Consider the following 22,242-nt stretch of genomic DNA (forward strand, 5'->3'; position numbering starts at 1 on the left):
GAGCCTGAGGTGGACCAGCGTCACGGCGGGAGAGCGCCTGTATGGCGACTACCAAGGCACCTGGGGGCTGATCCGGCTACTGGAAGCCGCCCGGATCACCGCTCTGGACGACAGCGACAGCCAGTACCGCATGGTCCTCAACGCCCCGGACGGCCTGGACCTGACCTGGCACTTGCGCACGGAACTGGGCGCAGGGCCGATGGCGCTACTCGCCCTGCGCGGCTTCACCTTGCCGTCGCAGATATTTCTTGATGAGGGTGCTGCGACACAGCCTTATGCGCAGAACGGGAGGTTTGAATGAACCTGCCCCCGTATTGGGCCGTGCATTTCCTGCCCTGTGACGAGGTTCAGGTCACCACGTCCTGCTACGCCTACGGCAGCCCCGAGTACCCGATCAAAACCTCGTTGCACTTGCCGGAGCCGCCGTCATGTTCGAAGTGACCCATGCCCACGCTTGCGTTGCCGCGTGTTTGCGTTTCAAGGGCACGAGCAGGTTGTTAGCCATCAGAAACACCGCTATCGCACAGCATTGGAGCTTTAGATGAGCCTCTCTACGTTGATCAACAAGTGCCTGGGCGCGCGGGGTATCTTGCCGTTGAGCCCACAGCACACCGAACGTTGGGCCGCCTGGCTTATGCCCATCCGTGCCGATGCCCCGGTTGGCGAAGACCCGGGTTACGACGATGACTTTCAGCGGATGCGCGAAGAGGTCAATAAACTGTCGGGGGCCGATGCCGATCTGGTGATTCAGTTGGCCGAGACGCTGTTGACCCAGACCTGCAAGGACTTGCGGGTAGGCACGTATTACCTCTGGGCGCGCTTGCACAAGGACGGCGAGGCCGGGTTGGCTGACGGCCTGGGCCTGCTCGCCGCGCTGGTGGAGCGTTACGCTGGCGAGGTGTTGCCGGTGCGAGCCACCAGTCGCAAGTTGGCGCTGGAGTGGCTGACCAGCAGCAAGGTGCTGGATAGCCTGTCGCGTTATCCGGAGGTGGACACGGGTGAATCTGAGCGTACGGTGACCGCGCTGGCCTGGCTGGAACAAGGGCTTAGCGCATGGCCCCAGGCGCACCGCCCGGCGCTGGATGCCCTGTATGGCGCGTTATCGGCCCGTTTGGCGCAATCCGGTGGGGTTGATGCGGTGGTGCCACAGCACAGTGCCAGCCATCTGCCTAACAGCCCGATAACCCCCTCAAGCCTTTCGCCGATCAAGTCTGGCCGCGATTTGCTGGACAGTGGCCGCGCCTTGGCAGTGTATCTGCGCGAGCAGCCCGAAGGCTGGCTGGCGGCGCACCGCCTGATGAAGAGCCTGCGTTGGGACACTGTGCATCAGACGCCACCTCAGGACGCCAGCGGTAAAACGCGCCTGGCACCTCCACGCGGCGAGTATCGGGCGCAACTCAAACGCCTGTATGCGCAGCAGAACTGGACAGCGCTGCTGGAGCAGACCGAGCGCATGTACGCCGAGGGGGTCAACCATTTTTGGCTGGACCTGCAAACGTATGCGTACCACGCCTTAAGCAAACAGCCCGCCCCATTGAGTGACTGGGCCGACATCGTCAAGCGAGATCTGGGCATGTTTCTGGACCGTTTGCCGGGCCTGGAGGCCTTGTACTGGGACGACGGTACGCCGTTCGCTGACGAGACCACGCGGGAATGGATTGCCCAGCAGGTGAGCGGCAATCGTTCACCGCAGTGGTTGCCCGCGCCGGCACCGGTCTCGACACCCGGCGATGACGACATCCTGTCACTGGAACGTGAGGCCTTGGCGCAGGCGGACAGCGACGGCGTGGAGCAGGCGCTGGCGTGGTTGGCCGACAGGCCCGGCGTGCACACCGGGCGGCAGCGTTGGCTGTTGCGCCTGCTGATGGCGCGAGTGGCCGAGCAGTATGGCAAGAGCGATCTGGCTGTGCACCTGCTGACGGAACTGGATGCCACTGCGCAGTTGCATCGGTTGGCGGATTGGGAGCCAGCGCTGAACTTCGACATCAAGGCCCGCCTGCTCAAGCTGCTGCGCTTGAAATTTCAACGCAATGATGCCGACAAACCGACCCTCGCCCGGCACATGGACGCGTTGCTGGCAGCGCTGGTGGCCATTGACCCGGTACGCGCTGCAGTGCTTTGCAGCTAACCCTTCACTATCAGGATTTATCTTTGAGCATGGACAACCTGACACTGCGTTATTACGACGCCGAAATGCGCTATCTGCGCGAAGCCGGTAAGGAGTTTGCAGACGCTTTCCCGGATCGAGCGGCCCAGTTGAACCTGGACAAGCCGGGGGCACATGACCCCTACGTGGAGCGCCTGTTCGAGGGCTTTGCCTTTTTGATGGGGCGCCTGCGCGAAAAGCTCGACGATGACCTGCCGGAGATGACCGAGGGGCTGGTCAGTTTGCTGTGGCCGCATTACCTGCGCACCATTCCTTCGCTCTCCATCATCGAACTGGTGCCGGAATTGGCACAGATGAAGGGCAGTGAGTCGATCGAGCAAGGCTTTGAAGTGCTGTCGCAACCGATCGGGCCGCAACGCACACGCTGCCGTTACACCACCACTCAAGCGCTGACACTGCAACCGCTGGCCCTGGAAACGGTGCACGTCGCCCATGAGCCCGACGGTCGCTCGGTGCTGCGCCTGCGCTTTGCCTGCGGCGCGTTGACGGACTGGTCCAAGATCGACCTGAGCCGATTGCCGTTGTACCTGAATGCCGATGCCCCCTTGGCCAGTGCCTTGCATCAGGCACTGACGCTTAATGCGCAAGCGGTGTACGCCCGTTTGCCGGGGACGTTGGACCGCGCACCGCTGCAGGCTTGTTTCTCGCCCAAGGGATTTGCGGATGAGGACCGTCTGTGGCCCAAAGGGGACAGTGCCTTCAGTGGCTATCAGTTGCTGCTGGAGTACTTCACCTTCCGCGAAAAATTTATGTTCGTGACCTTGTGCGGGTTGGAGCATCTGAACCTCGCCCCTGGCATGGAAGGCTTTGAGCTGGACGTGGTGCTGAGCGAAGCGTGGCCTCATGAGTTTGGTTTGAGTGCTGATCACCTTCGCCTGCATGCGGTGCCGGTAATCAATCTGTTCCCGCTGGAAGCGGATCCGCTGGCCCTTACCCCGTTACAGACCGATTACCTGTTGCGGCCCATGCGCCTGCAAGACGGGCACCTTGAAATCTATTCGGTGGACCAAGTCACGTCTTCAAAAAACGCAGAGCGCCACGACTACGTGCCCTTCACCAGTTTTCGCCACAAGGGCGGCATGCTGCGCGACGAAGCCCCCGAACGTTACTTTCATACGCGGTTAAAGCGCGGTGCCAATGGCCTGCACGACACTTGGCTGATCCTGGGGGGCGAGGGGTTTGACGTGGATCAGTTGCGCGTCAGCGAAAGCCTGTCGTTGCGGTTGACCGGCACCCATGGGCAACTGCCGCGCAAGGCGCTGCAAAGCACCCTGCTGGACACCGTGGTGCAATCCACCCAGGCCGGTTTGCGGGTGCGCAATCTGACCGCACCGACCTTGCCGTGCTACCCGCCAAACCGTGACCGCTTTCATTGGCGCGTGCTCAGCCACTTGGGCTCCAACTTTCTGCCGATGCTCGACAGCGCCGAGGTGTTGCGCGGCACCCTGGCGCTGTACGACTGGACCGGCAGTGAGCTGAACCGCCGGCGCCTGGAAGCCATCGTCGAGGTTCGTCACCACCTGATTCAGCGCTTTGAGAAGGGCTTTCTGCTGCGCGGGGTGGATATCGAAGTCACCCTGGATGCCAATGGTTTTTCGGGGGAGGGCGACATCAGTCTGTTTGGCGAGATGCTCAATCGCTTCTTCACCCTGTATGCCGACATTCATCTGTTCAACCAGCTCACGCTGATCCTGCAACCTACTGGAAAGTGCCTGCGATGGAACGAGAACCACAGTCAGCGTATACCCGGCTAAAGGCCAGCGGCTTGCTGGCCGCCCTGGAAGGCGAGGTGGCTGAGGGCAACCTGTACCGCATCTGCCAACTGCTGGAACAGGCGTTGCCCGATCATCCGCCGCTGGGCAGTACGGCGCACCCAGGCGATGACCCGGTGCGTTTTCGGCCGGACCCGGGCATGGGGTTTCCCTCCAGCGAGCTAAGGGCGATTGAAACCGATGCGCTTCATCCGCAGCGTCCAGCCACGGTGCGTACTCGCCTGCTCGGGCTGTACGGGGTTGATTCGCCGTTGCCGACGGTCTACCTGGACGACATCGCCCAGCGGCGCGAAGGGCATGAAGCGTTGGAGGCCTTCCTCGACATGTTCAACCACCGCATCTTTACCCAGTTCTACCGCATCTGGCGCAAGTATTCGTACCCGGCCACGTTTGAAGCGGGTGCAACGGATGCAACCTCACAGTGCTTGCTGGGGTTGATTGGCCTTGGCATTCCCGGCACCGCCAAACAAATAGCCACGCCGGTCTCGCGCTTTCTGGCGCTGCTCAGTGTGATGCGCCTGCCCACCCGCAACGCCGAAGGCGTGATGGCGCTGGTCAAGCTGCTGGCCCCCCATACACAGGCGAAGGTCACGGCCCATTGGCCGCAGCACATTCCCTTGGCGCAACCGGCCAGTCTGTCCAGCCGCCAGCCAGTGAGTTTGTCTCAGGGCACGCCCTTGGGCAGTGTCGGGCACGACGCCAACAGCCAGTTGCACCTGAGCCTGTTCACCCAAGATCCGCAAGAGGCTCGTGGCTGGTTGCCGGGCGGCGCATTACACAGCGATCTGCGGGTGCTGTTGCGGGTGTACCTGGGCTGGCGTTGCACCGCGAAACTGCAGTTGTCGCTGCCGGTGCGCGAATTGCCCATTCCAGTGCTCGGAGGCGCACCGGTGCTCTTGGGCATGACCGGTGTCCTTGGCTTGGGCAGTGACACTTGGCCCGTTGGCGCACACGACACCCTCACGATTAACCTGGGCCGCTATCAAGGCCTGCAACCCAACCCTCATCACCGGGAGATACAGCATGTCGCGTACCGTTTGTAATGCATTGATGTTGGCCGCGCTCGTTTCACTGCTGGGTGGCTGCGGGCTAAGCCAGACCGTCGCCGATGCCACCACCTCAACGGCCAGGGCGATGTTCTACAAGCAGGTGAACAGCCTGCACCTGGACTTCAGTGGTCGGGCGGCGATCAACACCGACACCACGGACATGAGCGAGATGTCGGCAGCGACCTTGGTGCGGGTGTACCAATTGCGCGATGGAAAAGTGCTGGAGAAGGCCAGCTACGACAGCGTGTTGAGCGACGATGAACGTCTGTTGAACACCGACCTGCTGGCTCAACAAACCGTGGTGGTGAAGCCCGGTGAAGGTGCCCAAGTGAATGTCCCTCTGCACAAGGACGCTGATTGTGTCGCGGTGGTGGCGTTGTTTCGTGAACCTGATACCCAGCGCAAGACGTGGCGTGTGTTGCTGACACGGGATGACCTGGACCCGGACCGAGCGCGCGTCATCGAACTGGGGGACAACCAACTGACCTTGCGCCCGCTGGCGCAGGACTAGGCCATGAGCGAACTCAACCCTTCACTCTACGAAATGCTGTTGCAGAACTTTGATGGCGAGCTGGAGCTGTACCGGGTCAGCGAAGCCGATCAACTCACCTTGTCCGTGCTGGACAACCTGCAACGCATTCTCAATAGCCGCGCTGGCACGCTTAGTCATCTGCCCGACTATGGCCTGCCGGACATGGGCCTGATCCTGCAAGGCCTGCCCGCCACCGCCCATGACTTGATGAACACCTTGGTCAACACCTTGCTCAAGTACGAGCCGCGCCTGGCGGCGGTGAACATCGAACTGCTGCCGCAGGCGCTGCCGGGCCATCTGGACTATGCCCTGGATGTGGAACTGAAGGGAGGCGAGCACATGAGCTTCGGCACCACCCTGGCACCCGAGGGCAAAGTGTTGGTGCGTCACCTGAAGCGACAGCATTACCTGTCGCAGCCGTAAACCTGTAAGGGATGGGAAGTTGAATGACGTCGTTGTTTGAAATGCGCATTCGGGTGGGCGGTGATCCGCGAACCTTCGCTGAATTTACGGCGCTGCACGATGAACTGGGCAAACTCAGCCACCCGGCCTGCCCGGATGTGAACTGGGCTCAGGTCGAAGCGTTGTGCCTGGCCTTGTTTCATAAAAACGGAGCCGACCTACAAACAGTGGCCTTCTTTGCACTGTCTCGCAGCCAGCGCTTTGGCCTGGAAGGCATGACGCAGGGGGTGGCGCTGATCGAGTCGCTGGGCGCGGAGTGGTCGTCGTTGTGGCCACCCAAGGTCGCTGTGCGCCTGGATATTCTGAGCGGGTTGTTCGCCCGGTTGCAGGTGTTGCTGCGCAGTCTGGACATTACACCGTGGAGCCTGCCGGCATTGCAGGAACTGGATGCCGGGTTGGAACGTTTGAACGAACAGTTGAACCGTCACGCCCCGGCACCTTTGCTCACACTGCTGACGCTGCGTCAGCACGTCGCCGGATTGCTGAAGCGCGGGCAACGTGAGCGTATGCCGCACTCACCGGTGGCCCTGTCGACGCGCAGCGCGGAGCCTGGTGTGGTAATGCCTGTGGTGATCTTGCCGGCAGCTCCCATGCCTGACCTGTCAGTGTTCGAGCTGAAAGCCAAACGGCGTCGCAGGGCGCTGTGGCTGCTGGCCGTAGTGACCAGCGGCCTGCTGGCCAGTGGGTTTGGCTGGCAGCAGTGGCGGTTTCATCAGGCGCGTGAGCGGGTACTGCCGGATCCCGTGCACCTGGACAGCCTGTCGCTGTTCGATGCCGGCAGTGCCGAACTCAAACCGAGCTCGAACAAGGTGCTGATCAATGCGCTGGTCGGTATCAAGGCCCGGCCTGGCTGGCTGATTGTGATCGCCGGGCATGCCGATGCCTCCGGTGAGGCTGAACAAAACCTGCGCCTGTCACACGCCCGTGCCTCGGCCGTACGTGACTGGATGCAGCGTATGGGCGATATCGCTGACAGTTGCTTCGCCGTTCAAGGGCTGGCGGCCAGTCAACCGGTTGCCAGCAACGACAACGAGCCGGGCCGTATCGCCAACCGCCGTGTGGACATCCACCTCGTTCCTCAAGTGGGGGCGTGTGGGCAGCCCGTCATGGGTGTCGAGAATGGATAGTTGCACGCCTGTACAGCGTCGTGCTGTCCGGGCAGCGCAAGCGCGCTGTTTGTTTGAGTGTATTGGTTATGTTATATCGTGGCTTTGATGGTGGGTTCATTGCATTGAGACGGTGCATGCCTTCCGTTCCACAACCAATGCATGGCAAGACAGGACTCAAAGAGACGATGGGAAATGAAACAAACGGAGCCGCCAGCGCGCCTGGCAGCCTGCTCGAGGCCAAAGCGGTATGCGCCGGGTATGGCGGCAAGCCCCTGCTCAATGGGCTGGATCTGACGGTTCGTGCGGGCGAAATCTACGCACTGCTGGGGGCCAACGGTGCGGGTAAAACCACCACGCTGAGCCTGTTTCTGGGTTTTATAGTGCCTTTATCCGGCCAGGTGCGTGTCGCGTCGATCGACCCGGCCACCCAGGCTGCCGAAGCCCGTCGCCATCTGGCCTATATTCCCGAAAACGTTGCGCTGTACGAGCACCTGACCGCGCGCGAAAATGTCGCCTATCTACTGGACCTGGCGGGGCAGCGCGAAACCGCTGATGCCATCGGCCAAGCGCTGATGGCGGCCGGGCTGGCGGTGCCCGCATTCGATCGCAGGGTCTCGGGTTTTTCCAAGGGGATGCGCCAGAAGGTAGCAATCGCCTTGGCCCTTATGCGCAAAGTGCCGGTATTGCTGCTGGATGAGCCGACCTCGGGGTTGGACCCGCAGGCGACCGCTGATTTCAACCAGCTATTGGGGCTGCTGCGCGCGCGCAATGTGGCGGTTCTGATGGTCACGCATGACCTGCTCAGTGCCGCTGATATGGCCGACCGCATCGGGTTTCTCGATGGCGGGCGTTTAATTGAAGAAGTGATCGCCTCGGGGGACGAGCGTTTTGACGTTCGCGCTCTGCACCGCCGCTATGCGGCCAAGGTGGCCGTATGAGTGTGGGGCTGCGTATTGCCCGCGAGGAGTGGCGAGCCTTGTTTCGTGACCGTGTGGCGGTGTTCGGCTTGGCGCTGCTGACGGTGCTCACGCTGGTTGCCGCGCTCAATGCCTGGGAGCACCAGCGCCACACCAATAGCGAGCGGGCCCGCTATCAGGCGCAAGCCAACCATGAATTTGAAACCCAGCCCGATCGTCATCCGCACCGGGTGACACACTTCGGGCATTTTCTGTTCCGACCACTGAACCCGCTGGCCGCCTTTGACCCGGGTATTGAGGCTTACACCGGCAACACCCTGTTCCTCGAAGCGCATCGCCAGAACAGCGCCAACTTTGGCGATGTGCGCCAGTCTTCGCTGCTGCTGCGCTTTGGCCAATTGACACCGGCCTTTGTGTTGCAGGTGCTGGCCCCGTTGCTGCTGATTTTTGTAGGCCATGCGGGCGTGGCTCGCGAGCGCGAAACGGGCACGCTGCGCGTATTGCTGGCCCAGGGCGTGAGCAGTCGCCAACTCGTGCTGGGCAAGCTGATCGCCCTGTCAGGTTTTGCAGGTTTGATGCTGCTGCCCGCGCTGCTGTCCTTGGGCTGGCTGGCGGCAAGCGGCCAGACCGCCTGGGCGATGGTCGTGTTGCTGGCTGCAGGTTATGCGGCCTGGGTGCTGCTGTGGGCGTTGGCGGTGGTGTTAGTGTCCAGCCTGTCGTCACGTGGCCGCGATGCGTTGCTGGCGTTGTTGGCGGTCTGGACAGTGTGGGTGATCCTGCTGCCGCGCTGGGTGCCTGATGTGGCAAACACGACGGTGCCCATGCCAACCCGCTTCGAAAACCAGATTCACGTCGAGCGCGAGTACCAGGCGCTGGGTGACGCGCACAACCCAGATGATCCCGTGTTTTCGGCGTTTCGCGACAAGGTGTTGAACACCTATGGCGTGTCGCGTATCGAGGACTTGCCGGTGAACTTCAAAGGCCTGGTCGGCATGGAAGGCGAGCGCCAGTCAAGCGCGCTGTTTAACCGCTACGCGGCGGCTACCTTTGACCGGCAAGCCCGACAAAGCGCGAGGGTCGATGCGTTCGGCTGGCTCAGCCCAACGCTGGCATTACGCCGTTTGTCGATGACAGCGGCCGGTACAGACCTGGCCAGTTTCAACGCCTTCCTGGAGCAGGGGGAAACCTACCGCTACGACTTGGTACAGGGCTTGAACCGGCTGCAGACACACCTATTGGCCTATGCAGACGATACCAACCCCACCCAGCAAAACCGTCTCTCGCACAGCCACTGGCAGGCGTTCCCTGCGTTTCAATTGAGCGGTGCAACAACGGCTCAAACGTTGCAACGAGCGCTGCCGGCAGGTGCCATCCTGCTGCTGTGGCTGGCGGCGTTAGCGATCTTGACTGGGTGTGTGGCGAGTCGACTGGGAAGGGCTGCGCGATGAAGTGGTTAGAACACGAAGTGCGGCTGTTGCTGCGTTCGCGGCTGTCGAGGGTGGCCCTGCTGTTGCTGCTGGGTCTCACGGTGTTGGCGGTGTGGTCGGGCTTGCAGGACGTCGAGCGTCAGCAGCAAACGATTGCCCGTTTGGCACCGCTGCATGAACAGGATGGGGCGGCGATTGCTGCCCGGTATGCGCAGAGCTCCGATGCCGGCTACCCGGCGTATTACAGCTTTTACAGCACCTGGGATCCGCCGCGTGAAGCGGCGTTCCTGGCGGTGGGGTTGCGCGATGTCACGCCTTACGCGCTGCGCATACGGGCCCTGGGTTTGCAGGCGCAACTCTATGAGGGCGAAGTGTTCAACCCTGAACTGGCGCTGCCGGGGCGGTTTGATTTTGCTTTCGTGCTGATCTATCTGGTGCCATTGTTCGTTATTGCGCTGCTGCACGACCTGATCTCGGGTGAACGCCAGGCAGGGCGGTTGCGCTTGCTGATGTCGTTGCCCGACAGCGCTCGGCTATGGCAACGCCGCGTCGCGCTGCGCTACCTGCTGCTATTGGCCTGCCTCACACTGCCGGTATTGGCCGGTGCGGCGGTGTCCGGCACTGCAGCCGGCACGGTTGCCTTGGTGTTGGCGATAGTGGCGAGTTATCTGGCGTTTTGGGTGGGGTTGTCGCTGGTGATTGCCACCGGCGGCTGGCGTTCAGTCGCCAATGCCACCGCGCTGATGGGGGCTTGGGCATTGCTGACGCTGGTGCTGCCAACATTGGCCAATGTGGCCTTGACGCGTCAGATTCCTGTGCACCAGGGGGTCGACCTGATGCTGGCACAGCGCCAAGCGATTCATGGTGCCTGGGAGGTTCCACGAGAGGAAACGATGCAGCGTTTTTTCGTCAGCCATCCCGAATGGCAGGCCACTGCACCGTTGTCGGCCGGTTTCAACTGGAAATGGTACTTCGCCTTCCAGCAACTGGGCGACGAGAGCGTGGCCAAGCAGGTGCAGGCCTATCGCGAAGGGTTACAGGCGCGCCAGACGTGGACAGAACGGCTTGGCTGGGTGCTGCCTGGCGTGGGAGCCCAGGCGGCCCTGCACCGTGCCGCCGATACGGACTTGCTGGCGCAACTTGCCTACCAGGATCAGATCACGGCCTTCCATCGTCAGATCCGCCACTTTTATTACCCGTACCTGTTCAATGGCCAGCCGTTCGGTACAGACGACTTTGCCAAGCAGCCGAGTTTTACACCGCGTGCCGCCCAGGGCGCATCCCTTGTCGGCTCGCTCTGCGCACTGTTTGCCCTGGCAGGGCTGGTGTGTTGGCTGGGTATTCGGCGTTTTAAACGCCTGCCCTCGGCGGGATAAACGCTACTAAAAGAGGATGATCGCGCGGACCACGCTGTTGTGGAAACGCCTGTAGGAACGAGCTTGCTCGTGAGCTTTTGGTCGTTAAAAGATCACGAGAAAGCTCGTTCCTACAGATGATTTGGATCCTTAATAAGCTGCATTAAAACGAGGCCGATGGGGCCCATCCAGGCGGTTCCAGGGAACCTCTCCTGAGTGAGCCCAAGGCCTTGGCAGGCGGTCAGGCAATCGAGTAACCGCCGTCGATCAGTACGCCGTGGCCAGAGACAAAGGACGCGTCATCCGAGGCGAGGAAGGCGACCACGGTGGCGATTTCGGCCGCCGCACCTGCCCGGCCGGGCACGGTTGAGGCCGCGAAGGCGTCCTTCGCTTCGGTGCTTGGCCAGATGCGATCCTGGAACGGTGTGTCGATGATGCCGGGGTTGACCGCGTTGACGCGCACGCCCTGTTTGAATAGCTCAATTGACGCCGTTTTGGTCAGGCCGAGTACGGCATGCTTGCTGGCAATGTAGAGACCCGCATTGGCGAACCCGATGACACCGCCCATGGACGCATTGTTGATAATCGTGCCGCTACCTTGTTCCAGCATGGCTTTGGCCTGGTGCTTCATGGACCAGAACACCCCGCGGACATTGGCATTGAAAATCGTCTCGTAGGTGTCGTTGGTCTGCTCGATAAACGGCGAGAACGTGCCCTCGGTGCCCGCATTATTGAAGGCAATATCGATGCGGCCGTAGGTCGAGATCGTCTTGGCAACCAGATCGATCACCTCCTGTTCGACGTTGATATCCGCGACGACGGCGGTGGCTTCGTGACCAGCGCCTTTGATTTCGGCGACAAGCGCTTCAAGCTCGACTTGACGGCGTGCGCTGGCGACAACTTTAGCCCCGCGCCGGGCAAGTTCGAGTGCAGTGGCGCGGCCGATCCCGGAACTTGCGCCTGTCACCAGCGCAACTTTACCGGTGAGTGTTTGAGGAACGTTGGAAGTATTCATAAGTTTCTCTTGAATCAGCAATGTGATGGGGCGAATAAAAGATCAGGGCTCTTTCTGTTTTAGTTAGGTCAACGAGAGTGCCGTGCACGGTGAAGCGACTTTTAGATACAGGCCCCCTAAGGAGCACTGATTACTTTGCTCTTGTCGCAGTGGCGATATAAAGTCTGCCCGACATACCTTATGGCAGGACCTATCGAATGCGCGCGCTTTTATTTATTGTGACGTTGTTGAGTTTTACCGGTTTGGCGTATGGCGCGGATCACTGTGATTCGGCCATGACGCAGGGTCAGTTAAATGACTGTTCGGCACGTGCTTACCGTGACGCGGACGCCCAGTTGAATACGGTTTATAAACACATCATGGGCCGGCTCGATACACAGCCCGACAGGGCTCAACACCTCAAGTCGGCGCAGCGCGCATGGGTCAAGTTCCGCGACGCGGAGTGTCAGTTCGTTGCCGATAGAACCGCAGGCGGATCAATCCAACCCATGGTCATCAGTGCGTGCCTGGGCAGCCTGACCCGTGCGAGAACCGCACAGTTAGACCGATATACACAGTGCAACGAAGGCGATGTCAGTTGCCCGCTCCCGTAGCCAGCGGTTTTCCTGTTAAACAGCGGTGTGCGCACGTGGCGATGGGGGTGAATCGCCCGTTTCGTGCACCGGCAGTGGAAAGTGCTGTGCCAAGTGATCTCGAAGGCGCTCGATATCCTGGGCGATTTTCGGGTCTTTGATGACGTTGAAACACGAGAACGCCGGTAGCGTTTCTGCCCCACAGAACCGGTAATTGGTGGTGTTGGCGATCATCACGTCGTCAACGGACTTTGCGCCAAACAGGTATTGGCGCTCGTCATCAAACGCGGCCAGAGGAGCATTCCAGGTCAAGGACAACATGTATTGCTTGCCCTGCATCAGGCCTCCCGTGCCGTATTGTTTGGCGGGGTCGTTGCGAGTTCGGCCATCGTCGACGATCAGGCGTTTCTGAAGTAGCCCAGCGGTGAATATTTCATCGGCATACTTTTTGTACAACCACGGCGCACCAAACCAATGAATGGGCGTTTGCAAAAAGATAATGTCTGCCCATACATGCTTTTCAACTTCCTCGTCGATGTTATAGCCGCGCTCAATAATCGTTGTTTTAACCTCGTAGCCCCGGTGTTCCATGACGTCCTGAATAACGTGGGCCATGGTGTCGTTAAGTTCGCCTTTGGAGAAGTCTTCATATAATTGGAACGCGTTTATAATCAACACTTTTTTCATCATAATCCTCGATAGTCTCGCGGTGTTCACACTGGGCGTTTTGAGTGTAAAGCCAAGGTCGCTTTGAACGTGCCGATATAAAGCAGTGTTCAGGTGCAAACCCGGCTTCAGGCTTGACGTCCATTATTCGTGAATAACGCCGGGCCCGGCTGTCTGTTCTTCCGAAGAGAGTGCACAAAAATCCGAATCACTCATCTGATCTTCAGTGGGCGGTGGTAGAGCAGTGAGCAGGCAGGCGCGTCACCCCCGTGGTGGCGCAATCAAACCGAGTCGCTGCGCAGCCGCGCGGCATCTTGAATCGGCGGTGCTCCGAACAGGCGTTTGTATTCGCGATGGAACTGCGACAGGTTTTCGTAGCCCACCGCTGACGCCACCACACCCAGGTCACCCGGTCGTTTTATCAGGAGCCGGCGTGCTTCAAGCAACCTGAGGCGCTTTTGGTATTGCAGCGGGCTCATCGCGGTCGCTTCCTTGAAGTGCTGGTGCAGCGAGGAAACGCTCATATTCACATGGCTGGCCAGTGCATCAATGCTGATGGGCCCGGCATAGTGTGTTTTGATCCATTCGACCGCCTTGCTGACTTTGAAGGCACGGCTATCCGCAACCAGGGTATGGCGCAGCCTCATGCCCTGGCTGCTCATCAGCAGGCGATACAGGATCTCCTGCTCGATCAAGGGGGCCAGGGTCGGAATATGCTTGGGGGTGTTGAGCAGGCGCGCCAGGCGCCAGGTGGCCTCCAGCAGTTCGGCAGGGAGAGGGCTGAGGCTGATACCCAAGCCTGCTGGCGGCTCGTCAGGCGGCGGAAGGTCGTGCGAAGCGACGATGTCTGCGACTTTCTGCATGTCTATTTCCATCGCAAAACACAGGTAGGGTGCTTCTGGGCTCGCCTGCGTAACCCGGCCGATCACGGGCATGTCCAGCGAGGTGACCAGGCAATGCTTCGTGTCGTAGCTATAAGACGCGTCGCCCACCGTGACCGTTTTCGCGCCTTGTGCCGCGAAGATGAGTGCGACCTTGGTAAAGGCCGATTCTTCCTTTGCCGGGGTGCTGAAACGGTGGAAGGTTAAGGACGCAATAGCCGTGTGATGAATGCCGTCAATCGGCGCAAAACGCGCGATGAGCGTTGCCAGATCGTTGGACAGCGCATCAGGGGACGCGGGGTTGGGCGGTGTGAAATCCGGGAATGCCATGTTTGATAAGCCAGTTAATGTGTCATGTGAATTATCCATGGATTACCTGCATCGGGTATTCCAACCGCCACGATTCGGATCATCGTACACAGATTACGCATTATCGTAGAGCCAGGCTGCACGGAACCGCCGGCCCATTCATTTGCGAAACCTGAGCGTAGTCGAAGGGGCTTCACCGAAGCGTTTTTTGTACTCCTGGGAAAAACGCCCCAGGTGGGCAAAGCCCCATTTGAAGGCGATGTCGGTGACTGACGCGTCATGGCTGTGTGTGCTCAGTTCAAGGTGGACCTGTTCCAGCCTGAGGTTGCGCAAGTAAGCCATGGGGGTGGTCCCGCAGAAGTCGCGGAAACCGGTAAACAGCGTGCGCACGCTGACGCCGGCGTGTTCGGCCAGTTGTTCGATGCTCAGGGCCTGATGCGCGTGTGCCCGCATGTATTCTTCGGTCTTTTTGACAAAATAAGGCAAGAGCGTTTTGGGTTTGCTGGCGTCCTCCAGCTGTTGCTTGAGGCTGTTGGGCTGGCCGTAGACCAATGCATTGATCAGCGCCGACTCGAACTGTTTGAGCACTAAAGCGTGATGCAGCGGGTGTTCGCTCAGCGTGATGGCATCTGCCAGCATTGTGATGAGCTGGAGAAGGTAGTTGCCCCCCGGCGTGGTCAGGTCGAGCTCGGGCTGAAACGCCAGTGAGCGGTCGATCACATGCCCAAGGTGCTGCGCGCAATGGTATTCCACCTCACTGCGTTCAATGCGCAGCGCCAGTTGAGGGGCGTTGGCTTCCCAGCACATCGCTAACGGCAAGTGCGGGGAGATCAGCGAGGCTTTGTGCGGCGAAGAGATAAATTCGTGATCGCCGCATTTGATCTGCGCCTGGCCACAGATGGGGATCTGGATCAAAAAGAAATCTTCCAGCCGGCCCGGGTCTATATAGACCCGGGCACCGTATTCCAGCCTGTTCAAGGACAAGCGCCCACGATGGACGTGGTGCATACGGGCACTGATGCGGTCAGTGCCTTCCATACAACGCAGGTCGTGTGTGGTGAACACACTGCTGACGCCTTCACGTATGGCGTTCAGGTCATTGAGAAGAAACAACTGGTTGTTTGGCGTAAATAACGAAGCGCTGTCAAAGAGGTTATCGCAACGCTTTGGAGTGAGATTCTGGTTCATGGTCGCCTCACTTGATGCACGGTTTCAAGGCATGGCGCACAGGAGTGTTACCGCGGATTTGCAGGATTCGGATAGTCGCCGCAGTCGTCGGATAGCCTGGGTGCATGTCTGTTTCTTTTTGTGCCCTCGACGGGGTCTGTTACCTGCCAAAGCAATGGACATGCCATGTAGGGGCCTGTTGTGTGAGCGGCAGGTGGCGGGCACTTGAGGGTGTGTTTTCCGGTGTTGTTGCCTTTTTTAACTTCCCGCATGCCACGGACAGGCGTCGCATTCAGCGGATAGTCGGCCTGTGCAAACCTGCGCACTATCGGCTCCAACGTTCCTTGAACCCTTGGAGAATCGAAATGACAGGTCAGAAGTTGCAGGATGAATGGCTGCCTTCCATGGCGTTGATGCCACGTTGGGTTTTTTGCCCAGGCGAGTCGGTGCAAGGGGGCAGCCATGTTTGATCTGCACACTAAAGTTGCCGTGATCAGCGGTGGTGCCACCCTGATCGGTTCTGCCGTGGCTCAAGGGCTTATCAACGCCGGTGCCCGCGTCGCGCTGTTTGATATCGACGTTGAAGCAGGCCTGAAAGCGGCCGCCGAGCTGGGCGAAAATGCCGCGTTTTTCGAGGTGGATGTCACCCAGGACGCCGTTGTCACTCAGGCGGTGGAGCAGGTGCGTGCCCGTTTCGGCGGCATCGACCTGCTGGTCAATCTGGCGTGCACTTACACCGATCAGGGGTTTGCCTCGAACCGCCAGGAGTGGCTGCAGGCCCTGGATGTAAACCTGGTGTCGGCCGTTGTGCTGACTCAGGCCGTGCATCAAGACCTCAAGTCCCGCCGCGGGGCCATTGTCAATTTCACGTCGATCTCGGCCAAGTGCGCCCAGACCGGGCGCTGGCTGTACCCGGTGTCCAAAGCCGCCATGGTGCAACTGACGCGTTGCATGGCCATGGACCTGGCCGCCGATGGCATTCGCGTCAACTCGGTGTCGCCCGGCTGGACCTGGTCGCGGGTCATCGCCGGTGCCAGCAACGGCAACCGTGAAAAAGCCGATGCGGTCGCTGCGTCGTACCACCTGTTGGGGCGCTTGGGGGAACCCGGCGAAGTGGCCAATGTGGTGACGTTCCTGTGCTCTTCGGCGGCGAGCTTTGTGACCGGCGCAGATTACGCCGTCGATGGGGGCTACTCGGTCATGGGGCCCGAGCAGAACCTGCCGGCAATCCCTCGGCTCGCCGAGTAACCCGAATGCAACACCCGTCACCGTCAATTATCAGGAGAACAATAATAATGCGTCGAATCGCTATCGTCGGGGCCGGTCAAGCCGGTCTGCAACTGGCTCTGGGTCTGCTCGCCAAGGGCTATCACGTGACCCTGACCACCAATCGCACAGGCGAGGACATTCGCAACGGCAAGGTGATGTCCAGCCAGTGCATGTTCAACGCCGCCCTGCAAACCGAGCGCGACCTGGGGCTCAACTACTGGGAAGACCAATGCCCGGCCGTTGAGGGGATTGGTCTGACCGTTGCCAACCCGGAAAACCCGAAGCAATCGCTGTTCAGCTGGAGCACCCGGCTGGACCGTTATGCGCAGTCCGTTGACCAGCGCGTGAAGATGCCGGTATGGCTGGATGAAGTCGTGCGGCGCGGCGGTGAAGTGATTATCCAGGATGTGGGCGTGGCCGAGCTTGAGCAATTGTCGGCCAGCCATGACCTGGTCTTGCTGGCGGCGGGTAAGGGCGAGATCGTCAATCTGTTCGAACGGGACGCCGAGCGGACTCAGTTCCAGCAACCGCAACGGGCGCTGGCCTTGACTTACGTAAAGGGCATGACGCCGATGTCGCCGTTTTCCCGCGTCGCCTTCAACCTGATTCCCGGTGTGGGCGAGTACTTTGTGTTCCCGAGCCTGACAACAACGGGCCCATGCGAAATCATGGTGTTTGAAGGCATTCCGGGTGGGCCGATGGATTGCTGGCAGGGGATCACGTCGCCCGAACAGCACCTTGAGAAAAGCCTGGAGATCATCAACCGCTTTGCCCCCTGGGAAGCCGAGCGTTGCCGCGCTGTGGAAATGACCGATGACAAAGGGTTTGTGTCCGGGCGTTTTACCCCGATGGTGCGCAAACCGGTGCTGACATTGCCATCAGGCCGCAAGGTATTCGGCATGGCCGACGCCCTGGTGGTCAACGATCCGATTACGGGTCAGGGCTCCAACAATGCGGCCAAGTGCAGCAGCGTTTACCTGGACGCGATTATTGCCCGCGGTGCGCAAGGTTTCACGCCCGACTGGATGCACGACACGTTCGAGCAATACTGGAGCTACGCCCAGCATGTGGTGAAGTGGACGAACACCATGCTGGCCCCACCGCCTCAGCACTTGCTTGAACTGCTGGGGGCCGCCAGCCAGTCGCAGCCGCTGGCATCGGCCATCGTCAATGGTTTCGATGACCCGCGCAACTTTGCGCCTTGGTGGTTCGACGCCCCGTCGTGCCAAGCCTTTATTCAGGAAAAAACGCGTCAGGTCGCTTGAGCCGCCGTCGAATCAGGAGTTACTCATGAATGCATTTACCGTTCAGCCCGCCCAGCATGACCTGGTCAGCGCGCAGGGTTGCGACCCACGAGAGCTGCGCAATCTGCTCGGGCAGTTCGCCACGGGCGTGACTGTGATCACCACGCGCACCCCGGACGGGCGCAACGTTGGCATGACCGCCAATTCCTTTTCTTCGGTGTCCCTTGACCCGCCGCTGGTGCTCTGGAGTATTTCGCGCACGGCCCCCAGCCTGGAGGACTTCCTGTCCTGCAGCCATTTCGCGATCAACGTATTGGGGGCTGACCAGCACGCTATTTCTGGCCGTTTCGCGCGCGCTGCACCCGACAAGTTCGCGGGGGTGGGCTTCAAGGAGGCAGAAGCCGGCGTGCCGCTGCTCGATGGTGTGATTGCGACGTTGGTGTGCCGCAATTTCACCCAGTACGAGGGCGGAGATCACCTGATTTTTCTGGGGCAGGTCGAGCATTACCGCCAGGGGGCGGGGGAGCCGTTGGTGTTTCACGGCGGGCAGTATCGCGTGGCGGCGCAACACCCCGGGTTAACGCGGTAAATCCACCTGCGGATGAACGTGGCCTGGAAGTAAAAATAATACGGCGGTCAATCGCAAGTAACGGCTTCGCCTTTACAGGTATCCGTTGTTGTGGCTTGCAATGACCCTGCCTTTGGTTGTGCAGCATGTGGAGAGCATGATGACAAGAAGAATAAAACGGCTATCAGTGTATTGGGCGGGCGTGAGTGTGTTGCTGGCGGCAAACGTGCAGGCGTACGACCTGCCGGTGGTTAACCTGGGGTTAACCTCGTTTCTTGACGGTGCGCCGCCGGCGGGTGGGGGGTGGTATTTTCAAGAGTACTTCCAGAACTACAGCGCCAACCGCCTGAGGGATGAAGAGGGCAAGGCATTAGGTTTGCCCAAGCAAACATTGAACTACCAGGTGGCGGTCACTCAAGTCAGTTACTTCTCGGATATTCGCCTGGGCAATGCAACGCTGGGCATGAACGCGGTACTGCCTTTTGTGACCCGTATGCGGGTTGATGACGGCTTGGATAACGCGGCGCTTAAAGCTCAAAGCGGGTTTGGCGACCTGATGTTAGGGCCCATGATCCAGTTCGATCCGATCATGGGGCCAGACGGGCCGGTCTTTGCACAGCGCATTGAGTTCCAGGTCAATTTGCCGACCGGCAAGTACGACGATAAACATGACATCAACCCCGGTGCCAACGCGTGGTCATTCAACCCTTATTGGGCGGGCACGTATTGGATGACGCCGAAATGGACGGCCTCTGTTCGGGCTCACTATTTGTATAACGGCAAGAATGATGAACCGGGGCCGGGGTTTGGCGCGGCGAGTGATATTCAAGCGGGCCAGGCCTTGCATGCCAACTTTGCGACCGAATACGCAGTGACCCCGCAACTGCGTTTGGGCATCAACGGCTATTGGCTCAAGCAAATCACGGACACCAAAGTGGACGGTCATGAAGTGTCCGGCCGCCGTGAAAAAGTCTGGGCCCTTGGGCCGGGAGCGATGTACAGCTTTTCCCGCGACGATCATCTGTTTGTGAACGCGTACTTCGAGCAGGACGCTGAGAATCGCCCCGATGGCAGCCGCGTGCAAATGCGCTACGTTCACCATTTTTAAGCACGCCCATCCTCTGTGATCCCTTGCTCGATCACCTGGATTTTACCTGCCCCTCGGGGCAGGTTTTTTTGCAGCGTTACGCGCTTTAAAGGTGGCAATCCCCTTATGCCACGCAGCCGCTTAGCGGCAGTGCCCGATCTCACGCTCCAACACCCTGTAAATGCGTTCATCCAGTGAGTGCGCCACATTGAAACGCATCCACGGAACGATCTGGGCGTTGGGCATAAACAACTGACCGGGGGCGAAGAGGATTTTTTCGTCCTTGGCTTTCGTTGCGAGCGCCGTCGAGTCGTCGATCAGGGGGTGACGGGCCCAGAGGAACATCCCTGCATGGGGCTTGACGAAAATCTCCATGCCCACACTTTCCAGCAACCGCGCGACCGTTTCGTGGGCCTCTGCGAGGTTGCTCTGCAACTGGTTGACGTGCTTGCGGTGGCGGCCTTGCAGCAGCACGGTCAGGGCCAGTTCTTCGGTCAGTTCAGAGGTGGTAAGGCCGCTGACCAGCTTGAGGGGCACCAACTCGTCAATCAGTTCCTGGTGCGCGGCCACAAAGCCGACCCGTAAGGCCGGGGCAATGGTTTTGGAAAAACTGCCGATGTAGATCACCCGCGACAGTTGGTCCATGCCCGCCAGCGCTTGTTGGCCGGTGGTGTCGAGGTCGGCATAGATATCGTTCTCGACGATCAGGAAATCGTACTTTTCAGCCAGTTGCAGCACCCGGTGCGCCACGGCCAGGGACAGGCTGGTGCCCGTCGGGCATTGCAGGCGGGTGTTGGTGAAGAACACTTTGGGCCGATGTTCAAGAATCAGCGCTTCGAGCACGTCCAGGTCGAAACCATCGAGGGTGCGCGGCACGCCCAGCAGTTTGGCACCTTGCAGGCGCAAGTTGAGGAACAGGTTGTGATACCCCGGCTCGTCGACCAGCACGCTGTCACCGCGCTGCACCAAATAGCGCGTGACCAGATCCAGCGCATGGCTGCCACCGCTGGTCAGCATGATTTGCTCAGGGTGGGCGGCAATGCGCGTGTCGCCCAGTTTTTCCGCGAGTTTGGCGCGCAGCCGAACGGAGCCCTTGGCATGCCCGTAGCCGGAAAAACCGCCGGGCTCGCTGCGAGCCATGGCGCGCAGGCTGCGCTGTAAGCCGTCCTGGTCAATCCAGTGTTCGGGTAGCAGGCCCACCCCCGGGCGCAACTCCATGCCCATGGGTTGAAAGACTTTTTGCAGCAGCAGGTGCGCGTCGAAATCGAATTCGCTGTCTTCCTCGTTTGCCGCAGGGGCGGGTTCGGGCGCGGGGTTGCCAGGGCTGTTGCGCACATAAAAGCCGGCATTGCGAACCGGCGTCAGATAACCCAGCGCCACCAGCCGGTCATAGGCTTCGACAGCGGTGAAGTGGCTGACCTTGTGGGTTTGCGCAAATTTGCGAATCGACGGCAGTTTACCGCCGGCCCTCAGCCGGTGCTCTTTGATCGCAAGGCTGATCCCCGAAACGATCTGGTTGACCAGTGACTCCTCGGAGTCGGGATCCAAAAACATCATAAACATCCGTCCAGGCGAGTGCTGCTGCGGTGTGTACTGGTAAAAAGACCATAACAGTAATGCTGCAACAGCAGGTTTTCTGTTCATGGCCGCCGGTAGTGGGCTGGCGCAAGCTTAAGTCATTCCCGGTTGCCTTTATCGGGTCTTTGAAACGCGGCAGCCAAGCAGGCAGGGGTAGCGCGCAGGTTTTCAGGGGGCGGTAATGGCACAAACTTATCACGAACAAGGACATGCGATGCACGACAAGGCCTTTCAAATCGACCGTAGCCTGATTTCCGAGGCGGAGTGGAAAACCCGTTGCGACCTGGCTGCGCTCTACCGGCTGATCGCGCATTTTCGGATGACCGATCTGATCGATACGCACATTTCGGCCCGGGTTCCCGGGGAAGATGGGCATTTCCTGATTAACCGCTACGGTGTGTTGTTCCATGAGATGCGCGCTTCGGACCTGGTCAAGATCGACTACGACGGCAATACCGTGGACGCTCACCACGGCCCTGACAGCGTTAACCGCGCGGGCTTCATCATTCACTCGGCCATCCACGCCGCGCGCCATGACATCAGCTGCATCGTGCATACCCATACCTCGGCCGGCATCGCCGTGTCAGCCCAGGAAGACGGTTTGTTGCCCATCAGCCAGCACGCGCTGAAATTCTACCGGCGCCTGGGTTACCACGATTACGAGGGCATCGCCCTCAACCCGGATGAGCGTCAGCGCCTGGTGCGCGACCTGGGCACGCACATGGCCATGATTCTGCGCAACCACGGCTTGCTCGCTGCCGGTCGTTCCATTGCCGAAGCGTTCAATCAAATTTATTTCCTGGAACGTGCCTGTCAGGCCCAGGTTCAGGCGCTAGCCGGCGGGGCAACCTTGCGCTTCCCTTCCGAGGCGGTATGTGAATTGACCGCGAAACAGTCAGATGACGAGATCGACCAAGACTTGCACCAACTGGCCTGGGCGTCAGTGTTGCGGTTGATAGCGGACAATGAAGGAGATTACCAACGCTGAGGGATGGCTGGTGTCAGGCCGTCACGGGCCTGATTTATTAACACTCGACTGGCCCCAGAGCCAGAGGTGGGAAGCTGGCAGCGTGCTCAATGAGCGCTGCCACGCGTG

22 protein-coding genes are annotated in these 22,242 nt (G+C 60.0%); 17 read left to right on the forward strand and 5 right to left on the reverse strand.

Going from position 1 to position 22,242, the window contains the following annotated elements; genetic code table 11:
- The 11 genes from Q1W15_RS22615 to Q1W15_RS22665 form a co-directional block, all read left to right on the forward strand.
- A partial coding sequence (locus tag Q1W15_RS22615; RefSeq protein ID WP_300732804.1) for a type VI secretion IcmF C-terminal domain-containing protein occupies window positions 1–301 on the forward strand: 301 nt, incomplete at its 5' end.
- Window positions 298–441, forward strand: coding sequence for a hypothetical protein (locus tag Q1W15_RS22620; RefSeq protein WP_300732918.1), 144 nt, complete (start codon window positions 298–300; stop codon window positions 439–441). The genes Q1W15_RS22615 and Q1W15_RS22620, both read left to right, overlap by 4 nt.
- 100 nt (window positions 442–541) lie before the next feature.
- The gene (tssA, locus tag Q1W15_RS22625) at window positions 542–2,128 is read left to right on the forward strand and encodes a type VI secretion system protein TssA (protein WP_300732806.1); all 1,587 of its coding nucleotides are present in this window, start codon (window positions 542–544) and stop codon (window positions 2,126–2,128) included.
- Between the two features lie 23 nt (window positions 2,129–2,151).
- Entirely contained in the window at window positions 2,152–3,921 is a 1,770-nt protein-coding gene (gene tssF, locus Q1W15_RS22630) for a type VI secretion system baseplate subunit TssF (protein ID WP_300732809.1), read from the forward strand.
- Window positions 3,885–4,982: a type VI secretion system baseplate subunit TssG gene (gene tssG, locus Q1W15_RS22635; protein ID WP_300732812.1), complete on the forward strand. Its 1,098-nt coding sequence runs from the start codon at window positions 3,885–3,887 to the stop codon at window positions 4,980–4,982. Before tssF ends, tssG begins: the two co-directional genes overlap by 37 nt.
- Entirely contained in the window at window positions 4,963–5,499 is a 537-nt protein-coding gene (gene tssJ / locus Q1W15_RS22640; RefSeq protein ID WP_300732815.1) for a type VI secretion system lipoprotein TssJ, read from the forward strand. The genes tssG and tssJ overlap by 20 nt, the downstream gene beginning before the upstream one ends.
- Window positions 5,500–5,502: 3 nt before the next feature.
- Window positions 5,503–5,943 carry a type VI secretion system baseplate subunit TssE gene (gene tssE, locus Q1W15_RS22645; protein ID WP_300732818.1) on the forward strand — a complete coding sequence of 147 codons (441 nt, stop codon included), beginning with the start codon at window positions 5,503–5,505 and terminating at the stop codon, window positions 5,941–5,943.
- A 23-nt stretch (window positions 5,944–5,966) separates the two neighbouring features.
- Window positions 5,967–7,109: an OmpA family protein gene (locus Q1W15_RS22650; protein ID WP_300732820.1), complete on the forward strand. Its 1,143-nt coding sequence runs from the start codon at window positions 5,967–5,969 to the stop codon at window positions 7,107–7,109.
- Between the two features lie 167 nt (window positions 7,110–7,276).
- Window positions 7,277–8,029: an ABC transporter ATP-binding protein gene (locus Q1W15_RS22655; RefSeq protein ID WP_300732823.1), complete on the forward strand. Its 753-nt coding sequence runs from the start codon at window positions 7,277–7,279 to the stop codon at window positions 8,027–8,029.
- The gene (locus Q1W15_RS22660) at window positions 8,026–9,456 is read left to right on the forward strand and encodes a DUF3526 domain-containing protein (RefSeq protein ID WP_300732826.1); all 1,431 of its coding nucleotides are present in this window, start codon (window positions 8,026–8,028) and stop codon (window positions 9,454–9,456) included. Before Q1W15_RS22655 ends, Q1W15_RS22660 begins: the two co-directional genes overlap by 4 nt.
- On the forward strand, window positions 9,453–10,811 hold the full coding sequence (locus Q1W15_RS22665) for a DUF3526 domain-containing protein (protein WP_300732829.1): 1,359 nt from the start codon (window positions 9,453–9,455) through the stop codon (window positions 10,809–10,811). The genes Q1W15_RS22660 and Q1W15_RS22665 overlap by 4 nt, the downstream gene beginning before the upstream one ends.
- Before the next feature lie 220 nt (window positions 10,812–11,031).
- Here the strand turns inward: Q1W15_RS22665 and Q1W15_RS22670 are convergent, their stop codons facing one another.
- Window positions 11,032–11,805, reverse strand: a complete 774-nt coding sequence (locus tag Q1W15_RS22670; RefSeq protein ID WP_300732832.1) for an SDR family NAD(P)-dependent oxidoreductase — start codon at window positions 11,803–11,805, stop codon at window positions 11,032–11,034.
- Between the two features lie 197 nt (window positions 11,806–12,002).
- Between Q1W15_RS22670 and Q1W15_RS22675 the strand changes: the two genes are divergently transcribed.
- Complete coding sequence (locus Q1W15_RS22675) at window positions 12,003–12,398, forward strand: lysozyme inhibitor LprI family protein (protein ID WP_300732836.1); 396 nt, start codon at window positions 12,003–12,005, stop codon at window positions 12,396–12,398.
- 15 nt (window positions 12,399–12,413) lie between these two features.
- Here the strand turns inward: Q1W15_RS22675 and Q1W15_RS22680 are convergent, their stop codons facing one another.
- The 3 genes from Q1W15_RS22680 to Q1W15_RS22690 form a co-directional block, all read right to left on the reverse strand.
- Window positions 12,414–13,064, reverse strand: coding sequence for an NAD(P)H-dependent oxidoreductase (locus Q1W15_RS22680; RefSeq protein WP_300732839.1), 651 nt, complete (start codon window positions 13,062–13,064; stop codon window positions 12,414–12,416).
- 260 nt (window positions 13,065–13,324) lie between these two features.
- Window positions 13,325–14,293: an AraC family transcriptional regulator gene (locus tag Q1W15_RS22685; RefSeq protein WP_300732845.1), complete on the reverse strand. Its 969-nt coding sequence runs from the start codon at window positions 14,291–14,293 to the stop codon at window positions 13,325–13,327.
- A 99-nt stretch (window positions 14,294–14,392) separates the two neighbouring features.
- The gene (locus Q1W15_RS22690) at window positions 14,393–15,421 is read right to left on the reverse strand and encodes an AraC family transcriptional regulator (RefSeq protein ID WP_300732852.1); all 1,029 of its coding nucleotides are present in this window, start codon (window positions 15,419–15,421) and stop codon (window positions 14,393–14,395) included.
- A 441-nt stretch (window positions 15,422–15,862) separates the two neighbouring features.
- Between Q1W15_RS22690 and Q1W15_RS22695 the strand changes: the two genes are divergently transcribed.
- From Q1W15_RS22695 to Q1W15_RS22710, 4 genes are all read left to right on the forward strand, one after another.
- Window positions 15,863–16,648, forward strand: a complete 786-nt coding sequence (locus Q1W15_RS22695) for an SDR family oxidoreductase (protein WP_300732858.1) — start codon at window positions 15,863–15,865, stop codon at window positions 16,646–16,648.
- Between the two features lie 47 nt (window positions 16,649–16,695).
- Complete coding sequence (locus tag Q1W15_RS22700; protein ID WP_300732865.1) at window positions 16,696–17,934, forward strand: styrene monooxygenase/indole monooxygenase family protein; 1,239 nt, start codon at window positions 16,696–16,698, stop codon at window positions 17,932–17,934.
- Between the two features lie 25 nt (window positions 17,935–17,959).
- Window positions 17,960–18,502 carry a flavin reductase family protein gene (locus Q1W15_RS22705; protein ID WP_300732872.1) on the forward strand — a complete coding sequence of 181 codons (543 nt, stop codon included), beginning with the start codon at window positions 17,960–17,962 and terminating at the stop codon, window positions 18,500–18,502.
- A 187-nt stretch (window positions 18,503–18,689) separates the two neighbouring features.
- On the forward strand, window positions 18,690–19,589 hold the full coding sequence (locus Q1W15_RS22710) for a transporter (protein WP_300732910.1): 900 nt from the start codon (window positions 18,690–18,692) through the stop codon (window positions 19,587–19,589).
- A gap of 120 nt (window positions 19,590–19,709) precedes the next feature.
- Here the strand turns inward: Q1W15_RS22710 and Q1W15_RS22715 are convergent, their stop codons facing one another.
- Window positions 19,710–21,125, reverse strand: coding sequence for a PLP-dependent aminotransferase family protein (locus Q1W15_RS22715; RefSeq protein WP_300732875.1), 1,416 nt, complete (start codon window positions 21,123–21,125; stop codon window positions 19,710–19,712).
- Window positions 21,126–21,360: 235 nt separating this feature from the next.
- Between Q1W15_RS22715 and Q1W15_RS22720 the strand changes: the two genes are divergently transcribed.
- Complete coding sequence (locus tag Q1W15_RS22720; RefSeq protein WP_300732913.1) at window positions 21,361–22,134, forward strand: class II aldolase/adducin family protein; 774 nt, start codon at window positions 21,361–21,363, stop codon at window positions 22,132–22,134.
- The last annotated feature ends 108 nt before the right edge of the window (window positions 22,135–22,242 follow it).

The organism is Pseudomonas sp. (assembly GCF_030150285.1).
In the GTDB taxonomy this organism is placed as follows: Bacteria; Pseudomonadota; Gammaproteobacteria; order Pseudomonadales; family Pseudomonadaceae; genus Aquipseudomonas.